Source organism: Bacillus cereus group sp. RP37, assembly GCF_040459695.1.
Classification (GTDB): Bacteria; Bacillota; Bacilli; order Bacillales; family Bacillaceae_G; genus Bacillus_A.
Window position 1 is genome coordinate 1,614,432 of sequence record NZ_JARVHP010000001.1, and the last position, 18,201, is coordinate 1,632,632.

Sequence of the window (18,201 nt, forward strand, 5' to 3'; positions counted from 1 at the left end):
ATTTGCATGACATTCATCCTTAAACTTGTTATCATTAAATAATAGCACTTATTTAGAGAAACTGGCAGTAGGAGGAAAGTTTTTGATTAAAAAATATACTTGTAAAAATGGTGTAAGAATCGTTATGGAGAATATACCAACCGTAAGATCGGTTGCGATTGGCATTTGGATCCATGCGGGATCAAGAAATGAAAATGAAAAAAATAACGGGGTTTCCCACTTTTTAGAGCATATGTTCTTTAAAGGAACAGAAACACGTAGTGCACGCGAAATTGCAGAATCATTTGATAGCATTGGTGGGCAAGTGAATGCTTTTACTTCAAAAGAATACACTTGTTACTATGCAAAAGTGCTAGATGAGCATGCTAAATATGCTTTAGATGTATTAGCAGATATGTTCTTTAATTCAACATTTGATGAAGAGGAACTGAAAAAAGAGAAGAATGTCGTATGTGAAGAAATTAAAATGTACGAAGATGCTCCAGATGATATTGTGCATGATATGTTAACGAAAGCAACATATGAAACGCATCCGCTTGGATATCCTATTTTAGGAACAGAAGAAACGCTGGATACGTTTACAGGTGATACGCTACGCCAATATATCAAGGATCATTATACACCTGAAAATGTAGTTGTTTCAGTTGCAGGAAATATTGATGAAGCCTTCTTACAAACGGTAGAGCAATATTTCGGTAGTTATGAAGGAACAACAAACCGTGAACAAGTACATAGCCCAATTTTCCATTTTAATAAGGTAGCACGTAAAAAGGAAACAGAACAAGCTCATTTATGTTTAGGATATAAAGGCTTACAAATGGGACATGAAGATATTTATAACTTAATTGTATTAAATAATGTTTTAGGCGGTAGTATGAGTAGCCGTTTATTCCAAGAAGTACGTGAGCAACGTGGGTTAGCCTACTCAGTATTTTCTTACCATTCTTCTTATGAAGATACAGGAATGTTAACACTGTATGGTGGAACAGGTAGCCAACAACTAGATACACTGTATGAAACAATGCAAGAAACATTAGAAACATTGAAAAATACAGGTATTACTGAAAAAGAGCTTATTAATAGTAAAGAGCAATTAAAAGGAAACTTAATGTTAAGTTTAGAAAGTACGAATAGTCGTATGAGCCGTAATGGTAAAAATGAATTGCTTCTTCGTAAGCACCGTTCACTTGATGAAATCATTGAAAGTGTAAACACTGTAACAAAAGAAAATGTTGATGAGTTAATTCGTAACATGTTTACAGATGAATTCTCTGCAGCATTAATTAGTCCAGATGGAAAACTTCCAAAAGGAATAAAACTATAATTGCTTTATATGAAGTATGTAAAAATAACCGTATCTCTTTTAAAAGAGATACGGTTATTTTTTTGGGATGTACAGAATAGGTAGTAATTATGGATAACTTAAATTAATAATTTCGGTAGGGGGAGAGTATATGCGTTTAAGTGAATTAAGTGGTAAAGAAATCGTGAATTTAGAAAGAGCAGAAAAAATGGGGGTTTTAGGTTATGTGGATTTAGAGATTAATGAGAAGGATGGCCAAATACAGGCTCTTATCATACCTGCTGGGAAATGGGGAGGTTTTAAAAAGGAACCACAAGAAGTAAGAGTAGCGTGGAGTCAAATTAAGAAAGTTGGGCATGATATGATCCTTTGTGATATTACGGATCGTTCAAATTCGAAGTGAAAGATGGCCATTTTGGTCATCTTTTTTTGTATGTATATATAAAGCTGATAAATCATATGTGCTTTTTGTTTTTCAATCACCTCAAACTCGTACATTACATAAGATGTGGAGGAAAAAGAAAAAGTAGGCACTTTTCTTATAAATGACAGAAAAAGAAGGTGAATTAGGGAATGTTGACTGAGATGCATATTGCTGTCATAGGAGGAGATGCAAGACAGCTAGAAGTAATTCGCAAGCTAGTTGAATTGGATGCGAAACTTTCATTGATAGGGTTTGATCAGTTAGATCATGGTTTCACAGGGGCAGCAAAAGAAAGTATACAAAATTTAGATTTCACTTCTGTAGATGCAATTATTTTGCCAGTTGCAGGTACAAATGCCAAGGGAGAAGTAGATACTATTTTTTCAAACGAAAAAGTTTCTATAACGAAAGAACAAATTGAAAATACACCAGAACATTTTACTATATATTCAGGTATTGGCACGCCTTACTTGGAAAATCTCGTATCTACTACAAACCGCAAACTTGTTAAATTATTTGATCGTGATGATGTGGCAATCTACAATTCTATTCCAACTGTAGAAGGTACATTAATGATGGTAATTCAACATACCGACTATACAATTCATGGTTCCAATGTAATGGTTTTAGGATTTGGTAGAACAGGGATGAGTGTTGCCAGAGCATTTCAATCATTAGGAGCCCATGTCAAAGTTGGAGCAAGACGATCGGAACATATTGCACGTATTACAGAAATGATGTTTTCTCCTTTTCATATGCAGGACATTGAGAAAGAAGTAGGGAATATCGATATTGTCATTAATACAATTCCGCATCTCGTTGTGACAGCGAATGTCATTTCAAAAATGCCAGCTCATACGTTAGTAATTGATTTAGCTTCTAAACCAGGTGGTACCGACTTTAGATATGCGGAAAAAAGAGGGGTCAAAGCGCTATTAGCACCTGGGTTACCGGGTATTGTTGCTCCAAAAACAGCAGGACAAATTTTAGCGAACGTTCTTTCTCAGTTACTGGCAGAAGATGTAATCGCAAGAAAGGAGAATGGGGAATGAATTTAAAAGGGAAAAGAATAGGGTTTGGTTTTACTGGATCACATTGTACGTACGAAGAAGTTATGCCTCATTTAGAAAAATTAATTGCTGAGGGAGCAGAAGTACGTCCTGTTGTTTCTTATACTGTTCAATCAACAAATACGAGATTTGGCGAAGGAGCAGAGTGGATTAAAAAGATTGAAGAAGTAACAGGCTTTAAAGCGATTAATTCAATCGTTGGCGCAGAACCACTAGGACCTAAAATTCCACTAGATTGCATGGTAATTGCACCACTAACAGGAAATTCAATGAGTAAATTTGCAAATGCAATGACAGACTCTCCAGTATTAATGGCAGCGAAAGCGACGCTAAGAAATGGCAAGCCTGTCGTATTGGCTGTTTCGACGAATGATGCTTTAGGGCTTAATGGGGTAAATCTAATTACACCAACAAGGTGACGACAAAGCATAAACGCTTATATGTCGCCATCTTGAGGGAGCTTAGGGTAAAGCACAAGTTCGAAATCATCGAGCCTTTGCCACTTTTCCTTTTTATAAACAGCCTTTTCTAAAACTGACTTTAGGAGGCTGTTTTTCTTTTTGGGATCATCTGTTTTAAAGTAAAGATCAAGAACATGCTCCACTTGAGGTATTGTATCTTTCTTCACTTTTTCCTTCTTAATTTCAGTTTTAATTTCTTTCTTTAAGTTTTCCACCGTGGAAGTAATTTCAGTAATGCGATCAGAAATTACATTCGAACGTTCTAAAAACATATCGACTGTGTAAACACCACGCTCTAATAAATCATGTAAATTATTTTTTTGTTTTTGGACATCCACTAATTCTTTATCAAGCTTGCGTAATGCAGCTACATTCATTTGAATAACTTGTGTCTCTTTTAATTTGTCATCTTGCTTATGTTTTTCAAAATCAGCTTTATAATTGATGTACCATTCTTTTAATGCCTCAAGTAAACGCTTCTCAATTAATTCCGTATAGCTTGATTTGTTTTCGCAACCGCGATGCTTACAATCCATCGTTTCTTTTCGGTTCTTCGGATAACGTTGGACCATACTATAACCACATTTACTACATTTAATAATACCAGCTAGTGGATTTTTAATTCCATTCGTATTGTAAGGAACGTGATACCTTGAATTTAATTTTTCTTGTACTTGTTCAAACAAGCTTTCGGGTATGATAGGCTCATGTTTTCCATCAGCAATAATCCAATCTGATTTATCTTGTCTTGCACAGCTACGTTTTACAGCATCAGGCCGTTTTACTTCTTTTCGCTTTTGCCATGTTACTTTTCCGATGTACACATTGTTTTTTAATATATCCAAGATGCTATAAGGATTCCATTCATTACCTAACTTACTTTTGTAGCCAAGATCATTTAACTTGCTTCTAATTGCATTCGCACCCATATCCTCATTTGCGTACCAATCAAATATCATTCTTACAACAGAGGCTTCTTCTGAATTAATTGTTAAAGTACGCTCTCGTTTATTTAAACGGTGTATATCATATCCGAATGGTGCATGTGTACCAAGGTAATTACCAGCCTCTACACTAGCAACACGGCCTCGTTGCATACGACGTGTAATAATCTTTAATTCCTTACGTGCCATAAATGCTTCAAATTCGCTATATTCTTCGTCCCACTCATCATTAAGGTCATAAGTCTTCCTAGGGGTCATAATCTTCGTATTCGAGCGTTTAAACGTCTCTAAAATGATTCCTTGCTCTTTCATACCACCACGTCCTAAACGGTCCATATCCATGCAAAGAACGGCATCATATTTGTTATCTTCAATTTCTTCAAGCAGAGCTAGCATTTCAGGACGTTTCACTAAGCTCTCACCAGAAACGATTTCCTCACGTACAGATAAAACATTTAAGTTCATTTCCTTGGCAATTTTCAGCAGGGTAGTGCGGTGCTTTGCTAAAGTTTCACCTTCACCACGTGCCTCGGCTTCGAGATCGGCACGGGATTTTCTTAGGTAGATTGCGGTTTTCATGATTAGACCTCCTTATATAGTTAATTCATATACGAGAAATGTATATATAAGAAGTAGAAATGGCTATTTAAAGTAGCGAAAGTAATGACATGTTTGATTTAAGAAAGCATTTAAGATTCTTCGTCGTTTTCCGATACTTTAATATTTCGATGATTGTTCTGCTTTGAAATGGTTAGCAACTAATATGGCAGTACTAACAAATCAGCAGCATACAAATATAGAAAGCACTTCAAGAGGTGACACCATGAGCCAACAAGAAAAATATGCCGCGTCTTATAAATTTGGGAAAACGAAAGTTTATATTGTGGCTCCAGAGCCGAAAACCAAAAAGGATGTTGATAAAATCCTTCGAGCATATTACAAGGCTAGTTGGGCCATCATTGATGAATTGCAAACGAAAGAAAATATTGAGGAGTAATTCCTCTTTTTTTGTATAGAAAATAGACAGGTTATGTGTACTAATAATTTTGACGTTTATTTAATTTGATGTGGAGAAGAAAGATACAGTAATAAAGAAATATTGTGATTAGTTTATTATAGGAAAGTGTTTTGTTTCTAGAGTGGACAATCTGCATTTCTATGAATCTCCATCTTGGCATGATAAAGATGTGGCTGGTTCTGTGGGGGAGTATTAGGATTTACGATTGATGCGAAGATAAGTGTAAATGGTTCGTATCAATGTAAAGTGCATAATAGTTATTGGCGAGTGTTCTATATTACGGCTAGTGATGCGTATGTGAATGTGCGGTCTTTTTCGTGCTGTATGTAACATTATTTACTTGTTATTTTTTTCGGTTGTCAATTTTGTGTGCTCATTTATTCAAATGTGTATTAGATTTCGTAATGTAATAGTTTCTATTTCAAGAGAGATTTCATCTTCATCATAATTATTAACTATGAAAGTTTTATATTTTTGAATATCTGCCCAAAAATATTCGAACTTATTTTTTTTCTTTTTCTTTTTCTTTTTCTTTTTCTTTAACCCATACTAAAATTAATTCTTGTAGTTCATCGGTTTCGATGTTGCAAGAGTAGTTTTCATCTTCTATATATCGATGGATAATTTTTGTGAAGTCATTACGTATTTCTAAATCACAACTATTTCCACCTAATTCTAGAGAATCAACTTCGCAGTTCAATACTTTATTTATACGAGATAGCCAAAACACACCGTCACTATTTTGAATATCATTTTCTAAAAATTCCCCTACCAACGATATATTTTCAGGAAGTTTAATTATCAAAAGATTAAAAGGTCCTTGATAAAATTCATATGTGTATTTCATATATTAAAGATCATCCTTTCAATGGTTAACGTAATGGAAAGGCCGAAATAACGCGATTCCTTGAATCAATGAACATCATAATTTCTATACCATGTGGCGTTCTACCAATGTATCTATTACCTCGTCCCGGATATTCCTTATTAGTAAAATGATATTCCGTCGTGTAAATTACCTTGTCATTAATACCCCCTATTAAAGCAAGGCTGTTTTCAATGCTTCCTCAAGCATTGTATTGAAATCATTATATGTTTCCATCACTGTACCAGATGGTTTATCAAGTTCTAAGTAAGTACCATCAGATAGTTTTTTACAAAACCATGCAATATCTGAATCTCCAAGGAAAAGGTACTCTTTTTGAAATTCATTTTCATACCAAATCTCATTGGTTTCTATAAGCCCGCAAATTGATTCGTCCCTTTCTATATCTAACAAATAAGAGTCAACTCCATAAAGTACTAGCCCGTTAAAATCTAATCCATTTACAGTTTTGAGAAATTCCTCATATTCACTCGGTAAGTCAATATTAAAATTCTCTTTCATATGTTCTTTTAATTTCTGAACTTCACTATCTGTTGCTGGTGTATTCAGTTTATCATTAAAACTTTTCTCTATTTTTTCAATATCTACAATCAGATTTTTCCACATATAAAAATCCCTTTCTAAGTTTATTTTATTTTTCCTTAGGGTAGATGTTGTATTTTTGGATAGGCCAGCTTACGTCTACACTATCTCCATCTTGTAAGTATCTAGTTAATATACGTTGTGTATTAGTTATAGCTTTATGATAGGAATGATTTTGTATTAAAGTTAAATCTTTAAATGCATTTGTTCCTCCTAGATGATATTAATAACTGTATCATTATATCAAAAACTGGAGATGTAGAAATTTTTTCTTCCATTGTGAAATAGTAGAGTAGTGTTGTGAGGACATAGAAAAACTGTCTGTTAAGGGGCTGTCTTCTTTTACGCTTCTATATTTGTTCCTTCTGCTACCACTGTTTGCTCTAACTATTTATCTTGTTCTTTTAAATTCATCTTTCTCCGCCCTTAGAATCTAGCAAAATAGGATAAGAACTAATTAAAAAAGACAATAATTCTATTTATAAAACTATCCACTAAGTTATTACCTTAATTAACCTTTAGAATCCTCATCGTCCATAATATATTCGATATCTTCATCTGTAAATTCATTGCCTTTAAATACTGGATGCCCATTTGGATCGAGCATACCCATCACTTTTTTATCCTTATCAGACACAATTAGTGTATAGTCCTCCATAAGAAAAGGGTTTTTTGGTAAATCCACTAATATTCTCCAAGCTGGTCTTATATCATCGTTGTTTCTATTTTCTTTCTCAATTTTAAATGTATAAGCCTCATCAAAGAAAAGATGGTTGATATCTTCATTAACTACTCCATCTAATTTGTTTTTCTTATGATAATGTTTAGCAATTTCTATTGCTTCCTGAGGTTTTAACATCACATCTACATTAATTTCATTTATTTTCCTATAATGTCTTGAAAAATCTTCTTGCTTTAATCTTATATAATTTTGAAATTCTTCAGTAGACAATTGTTTAAACTCTTCATCAGACATATTTTTATACTTATCTAAAGACATATAATATTCTCCTTTCTATGAATCTCCTTTTTGGCAGGGGAAAGATGTTGCTGGTTCTGTAGATATGGGATTAGACTTTACTCTTGGTGCAAAGGTAAGTGTAAATGGTTCGCCACAATACAAAATACACAATGGCAAGGGCAAAACATACTATGTATCAGCAATTGAAGCCTATGTGTATGTAAAGTAAGAGTTACAAAAGAGACCTCAAATGTGAGGCCTCTTTTGTTGATTATTCTCCATATGTAACTTCTCTTCACTTAATCCAAGCTAGATAACATGCTTCATTGAAATATTCAATCTTAAAGAAAACTTTTTCTTCGAAAAGTTCTCTACTTTACTTGTGCTCAGAATCTACCAAAATAGCTAGTCAAATTCAATTACTTTCACCCATGCTACTTCTTCTTCATATTCCGAAAAAATTAATTTTTAATATCTTTCAAAAAATCTTCTAGAACTTTTTTGACGGGTAAGCTAGCCTTTTCCAATAATTTTTGTGCTGTATCAATTACTCGACTATTGGATACTATCATCTTTTTATGTTCTTCAGAATTGAAAGACCTTAAAGAATCTATCGTAGTCTCAACAACTTCATCACTTTCATCAAGCATATTCAATAGTAATTCTAATCCATTTATCCCTAAATCATCATCAATGCAATAAGCCAGCCTAATTTTCCACTTATCATTTTTATCATTAATACTTTGAAATAATTTTCCCCAATCTTTGTCAGTAAAATCATTCAGCAGTTCTTGAGCATACATAAATCCATCATCATACCAAGAATCTTCTGAACTATTTTCGGATAATATTTCATTTAATTCTTCATACATTTCTTATTCCTCCTTTATTTCTAAAATCCAGATGGTGGTAATGCATTAGCTTTACCTGTCGGATAGGCACTAATAACACTATCTCCTTTCTTTATCACACCTATTTCTACACCATCAATAGTACCTCGATGCCAAGTTGCTCCGTCCCTAGCTCTAGTACTTATAAATTTAGAATTCCCGATATTCTCAACGCAATTTATTATTTTTGTGTCACGCCACCCATCTGGAAATACTGTACTACTTTTTATTTTAGATAATTTACCATCTGGAAACTGAGTAGTATACTTAATGTTCTTTGTTCCATCTGGATTAATTTTAATTTCCTCTACAACATAGTTATGATGATTATTATTTATTCCAGAAGAATGTCCCCCAATAATTTCATTCTTATTAGGATTTTTTCTTGGTCCCTACAGAATTTTTCTTCCATATCCTATTGTTCTTTATAGGAACTCCTTTGGGAAAATATTGCAGATATAATTATAACAATAAACGGTTAAAGTATCCTCAAAAAAATGTATTTTACAACATATGTGTTTGTTATAGTTCTAAATAGGTAATGTAGTATAACGTAGAGGTAAAATACTAATGGGAAAGTAATAAATTGATGCTAATGATTTATATTATGCTGTATGGGTTGAAAAGGATGGTTGGTTAAATCTTAGTGGAGAACAATGGATTAAGAACGATCCATCTTATGTGAAGTTTAACAAGAAAAGTACAGTAGATTCCTCTATTGTAGGGAAGCGAGTTGTTTCGAAAGTTAACAATCTACGTTTTTATGATTCTCCTTCTTGGCAGGATAAAGATGTTGCTGGTACATTAGATGTAGGCTTAGGATTTGCAATTGATAAAAAAGTAATGGTGAATGGTTTTCCACAATATCGTGTACATAATTCTAAAGGGAAGACATTTTATATTACTGCTAGTGAGAAGTATGTGAGTGTGAAGTAATAGTAAAAGCCGACTCAAATTGATATGAGTCGGCTTTGTTAATTGCAACTTTATTCTTTACTGTTTATAGATTCTTTTAGTGTTCAAGTGTCTACTTTAACCATACTATAGGTGTTAAATTTAAACAGTGTATTTAATAATATGTTCTCATTTAAATGTTCAATTTATTTAATAATTTTTCTATTCTCTTTAATTCATTATTACTCTGTTCTACAAGATATTCATCAGGACATTCTTTCAATATATCAAAAAAGTTTTCTGCTCCTTTTAATAAAGCTAATAATAATTCATCTTTATTAAAACATGTTTTTTCTCCTGCAATAGATAATAAAATTTGCTCTTGCGAAATAACCTGCATTTTTACCTCTAAAGGTTGGTCTGGAAAATAAAAACTTACATCGTTTTGATTTTCAAACAATTCTTCAATTGCATTTATGAAATATGACCATAACTGATCAATCATATCCCATTCTTTAAATCCTAAAATAGTATTTCCGTAATAGTTTATTATTATTGCACCTTCCATATAATCAAAATCAATAACTAGTTCTAAACATTTCGTGTTATCAAAATCTATGAAATATTCAAGAAAGTTACTTTCAATATTATCTAATGAAGTTATTATTTTATCATTTTTTATATATGATTTTACACTAATCATATTAACGTCTCCTCGGGTTTCTATTTAGGATATAATTGTCCTATTCTGCCATTTTTAAATCCAACAATATATGTTATTCCATCTACTTTTCCCTCAATTTGATACATACCTTTTGTTCTTATTTCTATGAATGTATTAAGGAAGGGGAGTGCCTAGTATGTATGTCCATTATCTTACTGTTCTTCATAGGGCCTCTCCTGGGAAAATATTGCAGATATAATTATAACAATAAATAGTTAAAGTTTCCTTGGAAAAAATGTATTTTACAACATATGTGTTTGTTATAGTTCTAAATAGGTAATGTAGTATAACGTAGAGGTGAAATACAAATGGGAAAGTAATAAATTGATGCTAATGATTTATATTATGCTGTATGGGCTGAAAAGGATGGTTGGTTAAATCTTAGTGGAGAACAATGGATTAAGAACGATCCATCTTATGTGAAGTTTAACAAGAAAAGTACAGTGGATTCTTCTATTGTAGGGAAGTACGTTGTTTCAAAAGTTAACAATCTACGTTTCTATGATGCTCCTTCTTGGCAGGATAAAGATGTTGTTGGTACTTTAGATGCAGGATTAGGATTTACCATTGATGTAAAGGTAACTGTGAATGGAGCGCCACAATACAAAGTACATAACAGCGAGGGTAAAACATATCATGTATCAGTAATTGAAGCATATGTGTATGTAAAGTAAGAGTTACAAAAGAGCATCCACTTAAATAATAATTTTTAATTTAAATCAACAAAAGAGACCCCGAATGTGAGGTCTCTTTTGTTGATTATTCTCCATATGTAACTTTCTCTTCACTTACTCCAAGCTAGATAACATGGTTCATTGAAATATCCAATCTTAAAGAAGGCTTGTTCTTCAAAAAGTTTCTTTCTTGCCCTCAGAATCTAGAAAAGTAGCTAGTCAAAAGATACTTGTAGTCTGTCAACTTGTAAACAGACATATTGACCTTCTAAATATTTGTAGTCTTCAAATAAGTCACTAGTTATAAAGAATCCAACGTCTAAAATATTATCTTTAAGCAATTTACCAAAAAGAATATAACCTCCATTGGTGGTATTTTCTATTTTTTTAAATTTATCTTCTATTTGCTCTTCTATTGTCAAAGCGTCATTCACAAATATATCTATCTCAGCTTCATATTCTTTATTTACAATAACTTCTTGAGGTGAAGTATTAAAACCTGTTACTTTTTGCTTATTTATCAAAAAATCTATTTCTTCTTCAATAATTGGATCAATTCTACATATCAATATCTTATTTTTCATTTTATAACCTCTATTCTACTGGATTGATAACAGGAATATTGTTACCATTATTCATCATTTTCCAGAAAGTTTTCCCACTTTCTACATGGTATGTTGTAATTTCCCCCAAATTATTAGTTCCTACAAACTCAAATTTAGCATAACTTTTTATTGGAACACCCTTAGGATTAGTTAAACTACTGTTTTTCATAAACTTTACATAGCCAGTTCTCAATTCTATTGTTCCATCTTTTAATTTGTAATTATATTGTACCTTGGTTCCATTCTTAATCACATCATTAGCACCAGCCAGATATTCATTCATATTAGAATATGCACCTCCAAATTCTCCACCATGCTTTCCAAAATGGCCGTCTAATTTTTCTGTGCTACCAAAATTAAGTTCGCTGGCTTTCTTGCTAGTATTATCCATCCCCTTAGTAGTATTTCCTTCTTTATCAGGCTTACCATTCTCTTTAGCTTTATTAACAGGTCCACCAGAAGACGGAGAAGACTGGAATTTTTGAAGAGTATCCTTACCATTTTGAATTGCATTACGCCCAACAAATACACCATGTCCAACAAGACTAACTCCAGCCGCTGTAGCAGCTGCATCAAATGTAATAGCAATTGGTGATGCTAATCCACCAGTTCCTACTGTTGCGACTAGAGTTAAAAAATTAGAGCCGCCTATGACGGTAAGACCTTCTAGAATTTCTATAATGGATGCCGCTCCTGCTATAACATTTCCCGTGAACCTTCCCGCTTGATAAGTTAACTTGCTTTCTAATTCATCATTATCAGGTGATTCGATTCCAATAACGCTTTCGAAAGCTGCACTGCCAGCGCCTTGAAAAAATTCTTTCATAAATTCCCAAGTACTGATAGCTGTTTTTTCATACCATGGTCTATTGGCTTCTTGTTCTCGTAAAGCAATTGCTTTTTCAATTTGTGCTTTACGAGCTTTACTTTCTGTAATTGCTTGAATAGGCCCCGACCATTCCATATTTAATCCTTGTGTACTAAATGTACCACTTGCAGGACTAAATCCTTTTCCACTTTGAACTTCGGTAAGACCAGTAGCAATACTAGCTGCTAGTTGAAGGGCTGTGCTGTAGTTATTACTGGATGTATAATTGAATTCATATAGATGCTCTAGTTTTTCTTCAAGTTTTTTTCTCATCGCAAATAAAACAGCCACAATTGCGTCTATTCCAGGCATTGGTATAGCTACATTTATTGCTTCTATACTTGCAATCGATTGATTGATTTCCTGTATTTGTTCTCTTATTTCTTGTTCGATAACATCTGTCGAAGCGACTTTTGATTGAAAATCATTTGGGAATGCATCATTTTGACGAATTAATTCTTCACATAAATAAATGATACCTTGTGCTAAAGGACGAAAGGTTTGTGCAAAGAATGCTTTTGCACTGCTATATGTTTGTCCTTGTAGAACAGTATCAATTGCAAAAGCGTCAATCGACTGAATGGCTTGTTCCATACCTTGAATGGTAGCGGTACATATAGCGTTCATGCTTTGAGTCTGATTCTGTACTTCTCCCAAATACATATTTAAACTCATGCATTGACCTCCCTTGCTAATTGTTGTTGCTGATAGGAAAGGTCGTTTTCTAAATTACTAAGGTCTCGTCTTTCTTTAAGCAATGTTTCTTTTTGATTTTCCAATTCGAATGTAAGTTTTCGCTCAATGTGTTGTGCTTCTTGACGGATATTCATAAAAAAATGAGATAATTCCCTATCGTTGTGCCAAGTTTCTAAAATACGGTTAAATAAGCGATTACTTCGACCTTTCCACTCGTGAAAATCTGCTTCCCCTTGTTCCTGAGTTTGAATCGCGGATTGATTTCGGTCCTGTTCTTCAAATACATTTCGTAACTTTTGATTTAACTGTTTGATTTGGTTTTCGATATCTCGATCCATCTTTTTCCTCCTACCGTTTTATCTTTACGAAGGTGGTCACATTAGCGAAAAGTGTTGTGAAGCTCGTGATCCATTCTCTCAAACTCTTTGGCTACCGAATGAATATTATCGACCGCTTGTTGAAAGGCCGCGGAAAATTGTTTCGTTAAATCTAAAGCTTGTTGGTTCGCCTGTTGTGCTTTGGAATTAACAGATAGCGTAGTACGCGTCGCTTTTGTTATAGAACGATTTGTTGCACTTTGGATGGTATCCGACGCTGCTCTCATCTGCGTAGCGATTTGTTGTGCCGATTGAAAATTACTTTGAAATTGTCCCATCGTATAAACCCTTTCTATATTTCTATGAACGTATTAAAGAAGGGGAGTGTCTAGTATGTATGTCCATTATCCTATTGTTCTTTATAGGAACCCTCCTGGGAAAATATTGCAGATATGATTATAACAATAAATGGTTAAAGTTTCCTCAAAAAAAATGTATTTTACAACATATGTGTTTGTTATAGTTCTCAATAGGTAATGTAGTATAACGTAGAGGTAAAACACTAATGGGAAAGTAATAAATTGATGCTAATGATTTATGTATACAATTTAGATAATTAAACAAATTTAATTTCTCATGTTGTTTACATATATAATAGAAGGTAATGAAAAAACTACACATTTTCATTGTTGCTACCATGTTGGCGTCAACCTCATGCGCCTAATGGCAACAAAAAACATCTACTTCGTCCCATTCGGTCAAGATGCACCAGAAAAAAAACCGAACTCAATGGTAGCTCGCATGGAATTGCTGGAAGATACAGTATTAGAAGCGCTACAAGGAAAGCAATTGCAACCGGTTGTCGTAGAAAAATTCAGATATATGAATTAAAAAACGAAAAAAAACGGACAATTTTTGATGAAACCATCATTCTTACTGTAGAATATGATAAAATTAACGTTATTAAGATTAGAAGGGGTATTGTATACTCCTTCTAATTCTAAGTTATAGAAGGATTGGTATCTAGAAAGGGGCATAGTGATGGAAAAGCAAAAAACTTTTCATGTCGCTGTAGTTGGAGCAACCGGCGCAGTTGGTGAACAAATGTTAAATACTTTAGAGAAACGAGAATTTCCAATCGGGAAGTTAACGTTACTTTCATCTAAACGATCTGCAGGTAAGAAACTTGTATTTAAAGGCGAAGAATTTACAGTTCAAGAGGCAACTCCTGAAAGTTTTGAAGGAGTAGATATCGCACTATTTAGTGCTGGTGGATCTGTATCAAAACAATTAGCGCCAGAAGCAGCAAAACGCGGTGCGATTGTTGTTGATAATACAAGTGCATTCCGTATGACAGAAAACGTGCCACTTGTTGTACCTGAAGTAAATGAAAACGACTTAAAAGAACATAATGGTATTATTGCAAATCCAAACTGTTCTACAATTCAAATGGTAGTAGCTCTTGAGCCAGTTCGTCAGCAATATGGTTTAAAACGAGTAATCGTTTCCACATATCAAGCTGTATCAGGTGCTGGTGCGGCAGCGATTGAAGAACTTCATGAACAATCACAAGCAATTTTAAATGGTGAAGAAGTAAAGGCGAATGTTTTACCTGTATCAGGTGATAAGAAACATTTCCAAATTGCTTTCAACGCGATTCCACAGATTGATAAATTCCAAGATAATGGATTTACGTTTGAAGAAATGAAAATGATTAATGAAACGAAAAAAATTATGCATATGCCTGAATTAGAAGTAGCGGCAACATGTGTACGTTTACCAGTTGTATCAGGTCACTCTGAGTCTGTTTACATCGAAGTAGAAAAAGAAGGTGTAACAGTAGAAGAATTCAAGAGCTTACTTGCAAATGCGGAAGGTATCGTTCTGCAAGATAATCCAGAAGAGCAGTTATATCCAATGCCAGCTACTGCAGTAGGTAAAAACGAAGTATTCGTTGGAAGAATCCGTAAAGATTTAAATAACGATAAAGGATTCCATCTTTGGGTCGTATCTGATAACTTATTAAAAGGCGCTGCATGGAATTCTGTTCAAATTGCAGAGCGCTTAGTAAAATTACAATTAGTGTAAACGGCTAAGAGAAGGTGCAAAATATGAAAATTATTGTTCAAAAATTTGGTGGCACATCCGTACGTGATGAAAATGGACGTAAGCATGCGCTTCATCATATAAAAAAATCGCTAGATGCGGGTTATAAAGTAGTTACTGTCGTATCTGCTATGGGCCGTAAAGGTGAACCATATGCAACTGATACTTTGTTAAGTCTTGTAAATCAAGAGGAATCTCGCATTTCTAATCGTGAGCAAGATTTATTATTATCATGCGGAGAATTAATCTCAGCAATCGTCTTCTCTAACATGTTAAATGAGAACGGTATAAAAGCAGCGGCATTAAATGGTGCACAAGCTGGTTTTGTAACAAATGAGGATTTTACGAATGCTAAGATTATTGAAATGAATTGCGATCGTGTACATGAAGAATTAGAAAATGTAGATGTAATCGTAGTTACAGGATTCCAAGGACAAACGAAAAAAGGTGATACGACAACACTTGGACGCGGAGGTAGCGATACTTCAGCTTCAGCGTTAGGTGTTGCGCTTCATGCTGAATACATCGATATCTTCACAGATGTAGAAGGTGTTATGACTGCGGATCCTCGCATTGTAAAAGATGCACGTCATCTTCAAACGGTAACGTACAATGAAATTTGTAACATGGCATATCAAGGTGCAAAAGTTGTTCATCCACGTGCAGTGGAAATTGCGATGCATGCAAAAGTACCACTTCGTGTACGTTCTACGTATTCTGATAGTGAAGGTACGCTTATTTCAGCATCGGACGGTGCTACAAAAGGCCGTGATGTAGAAGAACGGCCTGTTACAGGTATCGCTCATGTGTCAAATGTGACGCAAATTAAAGTGCTTGCAAAAGAAACAGCATATGATTTGCAACAGCATGTGTTTAAAGAAATGGCGAATGAAGGAATCAGTGTCGATTTAATTAATATTTCACCTACCGGGGTAGCTTATACGGTGAGTGATAGTGTATCAAGTCGTGCAGTTGAATTATTAAAAAACCTTGGATATGAGCCAATTGTGACAGAACATTGTGCAAAAGTATCTATTGTAGGAGCTGGAATGGCAGGATACCCAGGGGTTACTGCGAAAATCGTTACAGCTTTAGCGGAAAAAGGTATTCAAATTCTGCAATCGGCAGATAGCCATACAACAATTTGGGTTCTTGTAAAAGAAACGGATTTAGTGGAGGCTGTAAATGCATTACATAGTGCGTTTGAGCTTTCAAAAGAAAAGCAACTGGAACAATAAGGAGTGAGACCATGATAGATTTTGGGACAATTGCAACCGCGATGGTAACTCCGTTTGATAAAAACGGAAATATCGATTTTGCGAAGACAACGAAATTGGTAAATTATTTAATAGATAACGGTACAACAGCAATCGTGGTAGGAGGAACGACAGGAGAATCTCCTACATTAACTTCAGAAGAAAAAGTAGCGTTATATCGCCATGTCGTATCTGTTGTCGATAAAAGGGTGCCCGTAATCGCTGGAACAGGTAGTAATAATACGCATGCTTCTATTGACTTAACTAAAAAGGCAACAGAGGTTGGTGTTGATGCAGTAATGCTAGTAGCACCGTATTATAACAAACCGAGTCAAGAAGGAATGTATCAGCATTTTAAAGCAATTGCTGAAAGCACGCCGCTTCCGGTTATGCTATATAACGTTCCAGGACGATCTATTGTACAAATCTCCGTTGATACAGTTGTTCGTTTATCAGAAATAGAAAACATTGTTGCGATTAAAGATGCAGGCGGCGATGTGTTAACAATGACAGAAATCATTGAAAAAACAGCGGACGACTTTGCGGTATACAGCGGTGATGATGGTTTAACGTTACCAGCTATGGCAGTTGGAGCGAAAGGTATCGTTTCTGTAGCATCTCATGTTATCGGAAATGAAATGCAAGAAATGATTGCAGCATTCCAAGCAGGAGAATTTAAAAAGGCGCAAAAATTACATCAATTACTTGTAAGAGTAACGGATTCATTATTTATGGCGCCAAGCCCAACGCCAGTAAAAACAGCGTTACAAATGGTTGGATTAGATGTAGGCTCTGTACGTTTACCACTTCTTCCATTAACAGAAGAAGAAAGAGTAACGTTACAATCTGTTATGCAATCTATCCCTCGTTAATAAAAAATGACCTAGTGTAGAACTAGGTCATTTTTTTATGGTAAGAAAATCTTTCCGCTCTTTTCTTACCTATATGTGTTCTTATAGGATCATTTAACCGCTTCTTCAGTATGAATTGCAACATGTATAAGAAAATAATCGTACCCCTTTAAATGAATCAAAAAATCATAGTTATTATAGAATGAACATTTGTATAAACGTAGTAAACTACCGATTCTGTTTTTTAGAGAAATTCCCTCAAATATGACGTAATTCATAAAAAAACTCCAGTTTGTAAGTGTTTTTATTCGATTCTAGAAAAATAAGTCTTGAAAATCCATATTATGAAATTAATTTAGCCTATTTATGGCTATTTCTTCAAACTAATATGGAGTATAAAATCGAAGTAAATAAGTTCGATACTTTTGGTGATATTCCATTCTTTTACCTATTCTTTCGCACGATTTAACTTGTGTTCTATTTCTTGTATCAGGTATAATATGGCTAAGTAGCTTAGTACGGGTATGCTTAGCAAAATTGGTAAAAATTATAATTTGATTACATTTTCATATCATATCGAATAAGATATTTGATTTATATAATGAAAGAGAGGTGAAACCTGGTTTAAAAAATAAACAAGGACATGATATCGCATAACGGTAAGGACATTC

General features: G+C 34.1%; 17 protein-coding genes and 7 pseudogenes. 13 read left to right on the plus strand and 11 right to left on the minus strand.

The features are described 5' to 3' along the window. The first annotated feature begins 82 nt into the window (after window positions 1-82). The 4 genes and pseudogenes from QCI44_RS08625 to dpaB form a co-directional block, all read left to right on the plus strand. Entirely contained in the window at window positions 83-1,324 is a 1,242-nt protein-coding gene (locus tag QCI44_RS08625; RefSeq protein ID WP_000593006.1) for a M16 family metallopeptidase, read from the plus strand. A gap of 130 nt (window positions 1,325-1,454) precedes the next feature. Next, complete coding sequence (locus QCI44_RS08630) at window positions 1,455-1,706, plus strand: YlmC/YmxH family sporulation protein (RefSeq protein WP_016086623.1); 252 nt, start codon at window positions 1,455-1,457, stop codon at window positions 1,704-1,706. 170 nt (window positions 1,707-1,876) lie between these two features. Continuing rightward, complete coding sequence (gene dpaA, locus QCI44_RS08635) at window positions 1,877-2,779, plus strand: dipicolinic acid synthetase subunit A (RefSeq protein WP_000954736.1); 903 nt, start codon at window positions 1,877-1,879, stop codon at window positions 2,777-2,779. Beyond that, window positions 2,776-3,201 (plus strand): annotated as a pseudogene (gene dpaB / locus QCI44_RS08640) (dipicolinate synthase subunit B); the annotation flags it as partial. The gene dpaA and the pseudogene dpaB, both read left to right, overlap by 4 nt. Before the next feature lie 32 nt (window positions 3,202-3,233). On the opposite strand, the gene QCI44_RS08645 reads toward dpaB, so the two are convergent. Beyond that, complete coding sequence (locus QCI44_RS08645; protein WP_016086624.1) at window positions 3,234-4,781, minus strand: recombinase family protein; 1,548 nt, start codon at window positions 4,779-4,781, stop codon at window positions 3,234-3,236. A gap of 184 nt (window positions 4,782-4,965) precedes the next feature. Here QCI44_RS08645 and QCI44_RS08650 point away from each other — a divergent pair, with 184 nt between their 5' ends. Further along, window positions 4,966-5,199, plus strand: coding sequence for a hypothetical protein (locus QCI44_RS08650; protein ID WP_353811072.1), 234 nt, complete (start codon window positions 4,966-4,968; stop codon window positions 5,197-5,199). A 115-nt stretch (window positions 5,200-5,314) separates the two neighbouring features. Further along, window positions 5,315-5,550 (plus strand): annotated as a pseudogene (locus QCI44_RS08655) (N-acetylmuramoyl-L-alanine amidase). Between the two features lie 172 nt (window positions 5,551-5,722). Here the strand turns inward: QCI44_RS08655 and QCI44_RS08660 are convergent. The 3 genes from QCI44_RS08660 to QCI44_RS08670 all read right to left on the minus strand — a co-directional run bounded on the left by QCI44_RS08660 (window position 5,723) and on the right by QCI44_RS08670 (window position 7,688). Further along, window positions 5,723-6,067: a hypothetical protein gene (locus tag QCI44_RS08660; protein WP_353811073.1), complete on the minus strand. Its 345-nt coding sequence runs from the start codon at window positions 6,065-6,067 to the stop codon at window positions 5,723-5,725. 192 nt (window positions 6,068-6,259) lie between these two features. Next, the gene (locus tag QCI44_RS08665; RefSeq protein WP_016086626.1) at window positions 6,260-6,712 is read right to left on the minus strand and encodes a YrhA family protein; all 453 of its coding nucleotides are present in this window, start codon (window positions 6,710-6,712) and stop codon (window positions 6,260-6,262) included. 487 nt (window positions 6,713-7,199) lie between these two features. Next, window positions 7,200-7,688: a hypothetical protein gene (locus tag QCI44_RS08670; RefSeq protein WP_016086627.1), complete on the minus strand. Its 489-nt coding sequence runs from the start codon at window positions 7,686-7,688 to the stop codon at window positions 7,200-7,202. A 13-nt stretch (window positions 7,689-7,701) separates the two neighbouring features. Here QCI44_RS08670 and QCI44_RS08675 point away from each other — a divergent pair. After that, window positions 7,702-7,878 (plus strand): annotated as a pseudogene (locus QCI44_RS08675) (N-acetylmuramoyl-L-alanine amidase); the annotation flags it as partial. Between the two features lie 232 nt (window positions 7,879-8,110). On the opposite strand, the gene QCI44_RS08680 reads toward QCI44_RS08675, so the two are convergent. Both QCI44_RS08680 and QCI44_RS08685 read right to left on the minus strand, forming a co-directional pair. Further along, a complete protein-coding gene (locus QCI44_RS08680; RefSeq protein ID WP_000272777.1) occupies window positions 8,111-8,521 on the minus strand; it encodes a hypothetical protein in 411 nt (136 codons plus the stop codon). 20 nt (window positions 8,522-8,541) lie between these two features. Beyond that, window positions 8,542-8,904: pseudogene (locus tag QCI44_RS08685) on the minus strand (EndoU domain-containing protein); the annotation flags it as partial. A 241-nt stretch (window positions 8,905-9,145) separates the two neighbouring features. Between QCI44_RS08685 and QCI44_RS08690 the strand changes: the two are divergent. Then, a pseudogene (locus tag QCI44_RS08690) lies at window positions 9,146-9,475 on the plus strand (N-acetylmuramoyl-L-alanine amidase); the annotation flags it as partial. A gap of 151 nt (window positions 9,476-9,626) precedes the next feature. Here the strand turns inward: QCI44_RS08690 and QCI44_RS08695 are convergent. Further along, window positions 9,627-10,136, minus strand: a complete 510-nt coding sequence (locus QCI44_RS08695; protein WP_016135240.1) for a hypothetical protein — start codon at window positions 10,134-10,136, stop codon at window positions 9,627-9,629. A gap of 365 nt (window positions 10,137-10,501) precedes the next feature. Between QCI44_RS08695 and QCI44_RS08700 the strand changes: the two are divergent. Next, window positions 10,502-10,831, plus strand: a pseudogene (locus tag QCI44_RS08700) (N-acetylmuramoyl-L-alanine amidase); the annotation flags it as partial. A gap of 215 nt (window positions 10,832-11,046) precedes the next feature. Here QCI44_RS08700 and QCI44_RS08705 read toward each other — a convergent pair. Genes QCI44_RS08705 through QCI44_RS08720 form a run of 4 tightly spaced genes read right to left on the minus strand, consistent with a single transcriptional unit; the run spans window position 11,047 to window position 13,655 of the window. After that, window positions 11,047-11,415 (minus strand): hypothetical protein, encoded by a 369-nt coding sequence (locus tag QCI44_RS08705; protein WP_016135238.1) that lies wholly within the window; start codon window positions 11,413-11,415, stop codon window positions 11,047-11,049. Window positions 11,416-11,425: 10 nt separating this feature from the next. Continuing rightward, complete coding sequence (locus QCI44_RS08710; protein WP_088084174.1) at window positions 11,426-12,979, minus strand: T7SS effector LXG polymorphic toxin; 1,554 nt, start codon at window positions 12,977-12,979, stop codon at window positions 11,426-11,428. After that, the gene (locus QCI44_RS08715; RefSeq protein ID WP_016135236.1) at window positions 12,976-13,338 is read right to left on the minus strand and encodes a DUF3958 family protein; all 363 of its coding nucleotides are present in this window, start codon (window positions 13,336-13,338) and stop codon (window positions 12,976-12,978) included. The genes QCI44_RS08710 and QCI44_RS08715 overlap by 4 nt, the downstream gene beginning before the upstream one ends. A gap of 41 nt (window positions 13,339-13,379) precedes the next feature. Then, the gene (locus QCI44_RS08720; protein ID WP_016135235.1) at window positions 13,380-13,655 is read right to left on the minus strand and encodes a TIGR04197 family type VII secretion effector; all 276 of its coding nucleotides are present in this window, start codon (window positions 13,653-13,655) and stop codon (window positions 13,380-13,382) included. Window positions 13,656-14,019: 364 nt separating this feature from the next. On the opposite strand from QCI44_RS08720, the pseudogene spoVFB reads away from it, so the two are divergent. The 4 genes and pseudogenes from spoVFB to dapA all read left to right on the plus strand — a co-directional run. Then, window positions 14,020-14,208, plus strand: a pseudogene (gene spoVFB / locus QCI44_RS08725) (dipicolinate synthase subunit B); the annotation flags it as partial. A 150-nt stretch (window positions 14,209-14,358) separates the two neighbouring features. After that, on the plus strand, window positions 14,359-15,405 hold the full coding sequence (gene asd, locus QCI44_RS08730; RefSeq protein ID WP_000414854.1) for an aspartate-semialdehyde dehydrogenase: 1,047 nt from the start codon (window positions 14,359-14,361) through the stop codon (window positions 15,403-15,405). Window positions 15,406-15,428: 23 nt separating this feature from the next. Next, window positions 15,429-16,661: an aspartate kinase gene (gene dapG / locus QCI44_RS08735; protein WP_000692480.1), complete on the plus strand. Its 1,233-nt coding sequence runs from the start codon at window positions 15,429-15,431 to the stop codon at window positions 16,659-16,661. 11 nt (window positions 16,662-16,672) lie between these two features. Continuing rightward, window positions 16,673-17,551 (plus strand): 4-hydroxy-tetrahydrodipicolinate synthase, encoded by an 879-nt coding sequence (dapA, locus tag QCI44_RS08740; protein WP_000564777.1) that lies wholly within the window; start codon window positions 16,673-16,675, stop codon window positions 17,549-17,551. Window positions 17,552-18,201: the final 650 nt, after the last annotated feature.